The following is a 2050-nucleotide window of genomic DNA, read 5'->3' as shown; positions in this document are numbered from 1 at the left end:
GTGGATGTATTCGTGGGTCGCGTCGTCGAATCGATTTCGCCACGCACGAGAGAATGCTGATTCGTCGGGCACTCGACTGAAGCCGAGAATAGTCGCTACTTCCGGTTGTCGGGTGAGTCGTCGAGTGAAGTTGGCGTATGAGTCACCCGTTATCTCCATGAACACGAACGAGAGAACCATTGCGCGAAAGGAGAGCGGCGCAGGATGCCACGCTGGATACCCGTCTTCGATAGCATCTATCGAATGATCGAGCTTCTCGAACGCGGTGACGAGATCGGTTTCTTTGAGCTTGTTCCGAATAGTAATCCCCAGTTGGTACGCTTCACACAGAGAGCGCATTCACAGACGCTCGTCGCGAGTTGAGTCGTCAGAACAGTACATGTGATTTCTGAGGCGGTTAACAGTAAAGTGGTCTACTTACTCTATCTCTGTCATTTGGATTTTATCGACGAGTGGTCGATCGCTACTCTTGGACCCGATAGTCGATCCGACTTGATTATTAGCAAATTATTTGGATTTATCTGCTCTGTTGAATCCGGTGACGGCACCGGGATCGCGATCGCTGAAGAGGCGATTATCTCGCTCTACATCGTCGAGGAGTTGGATCGATCCACCCAGTGATCTCGATCCTCACTCCCTCTGCTAAGATTCCATCTCTGAATTCTCTCGGCAGCGCTCCCGAACCGAGTACAGAGCGACTCGATCCCGATTCCTTCTGCGGATTCAACAGAGCAGTCTACTGGTATTCTCACCCCCAAATATTCGATTCTTTTGTTCGATACCGGACTGTTCCGCCAAAGAAAATAAATTTTCTTCGACTGATTGATCACTGTCGACCCTTAGACCAGGTTGACACTATCGACGAAGTGAGGTATCTGTCAGAGGCAAAACGCGTGGCTCGAAGGGACCATCGAGTCACGCGGGTTTCCGCTCTAGGCCCGTTAGTCTGTCACTAGTTCGATAATCGCGGTTGTCTCGTGAAGTGTACGAGCGGATGTCTGTCGAGAGTTGTGCACACGTATATATCCGGTATAGGCCATGAGACCCGGAGTGTTCCGCGAAACGAAACATATTGATCCACTATTTATGTATGTTTACAGACCTATGAAATCGAACTCGTTAGTTACCCGGTTTGATCCGACGACTACTCGGTCAGCACTCGACGCAGTATTCACTGCTGTCTCCGAGTTTAAAAATACAAATGCGAAAGAGCTTCGACGTCTCGACAGATATATTAACGCCGACACGATCAACCTGCTGTTTGGCGGTCCAGATAGTTCGACAACGCGTATTGAAGAGGGGACCCTTTCGTTTCGATACGGCGATGTATTCGTGACTGTTACACATGACGGATGGATCAAGATCGTCGACGCAGACACGTTCCGCTCACGACCAGCGCACCATGGACTGTCAGCAGACGCACGCGCACAACAGTCAACCGAAGCGGCTCTCAAAGTGGCGGCAGCGGCACTCGCCGAGGCTGAAGAATACGTCTGGACCGCCGCTAGCAACACTTCGGATAATAAACTTGGCGACCCGCTCTGGGCAGTGGTAGAGCAGCTCTGGGCCATTCAGACATCGATTGACGACCTGACCGCTCAGCCGTCTTCGACTGAACCGCTGGTAACACGGACAGATGACCAGCTGTGACGAGATGACCGATGACGCGCTGTTCAACCTCGGCATCGATCTCAACCGGGAAGAGACAGTAGGCTATTGATCGGACACTGAATGCGATCCGTACCACACTGGGGGACACAGCGATTACCGTGTGGCGGAACCGCAACGAGCATGCTAGCAACCTTGAGAATGCTTACTCGCCGGAACAGCCGTCCCCACCGTTGTTCGGTTCCGAACGCCATACGGGTCGGTCGGATCGAATCCCTTCACCAGACGCAGCTCTAATCAAGCGATGTTTCACGGCTGATGCGCCGGTTCGAACTGACGGGGTGGCCGGACCAATCGCACCGGATGATAACCGCTGGCTTCCGCGTCAGGAACTTTTCGTTCCGATCGATTCCGAGCGTGTGCTATCGGTTGGCTGGGATCA

The 2050-nt window shown here is 52.6% G+C and carries 2 protein-coding genes and 1 pseudogene; 2 read left to right on the top strand and 1 reads right to left on the bottom strand.

Going from position 1 to position 2050, the window contains the following annotated elements:
• Positions 1 to 339 (bottom strand): annotated as a pseudogene (locus tag EXE44_RS21145) (hypothetical protein); the annotation flags it as partial.
• 69 nt (positions 340 to 408) lie between these two features.
• On the opposite strand from EXE44_RS21145, the gene EXE44_RS16565 reads away from it, so the two are divergent.
• A complete protein-coding gene (locus tag EXE44_RS16565; RefSeq protein ID WP_137717958.1) occupies positions 409 to 621 on the top strand; it encodes a hypothetical protein in 213 nt (70 codons plus the stop codon).
• A gap of 429 nt (positions 622 to 1050) precedes the next feature.
• Entirely contained in the window at positions 1051 to 1650 is a 600-nt protein-coding gene (locus EXE44_RS16560) for a HalOD1 output domain-containing protein (RefSeq protein WP_137694969.1), read from the top strand.
• Positions 1651 to 2050: the final 400 nt, after the last annotated feature.

Source organism: Halorubrum sp. SS7 (assembly GCF_005435055.1).
GTDB lineage: Archaea > Halobacteriota > Halobacteria > Halobacteriales > Haloferacaceae > Halorubrum > Halorubrum salinarum.
The sequence above is the reverse complement of the archived record's forward strand: the minus strand, read 5'-3'. Positions and strand labels throughout refer to the sequence as shown.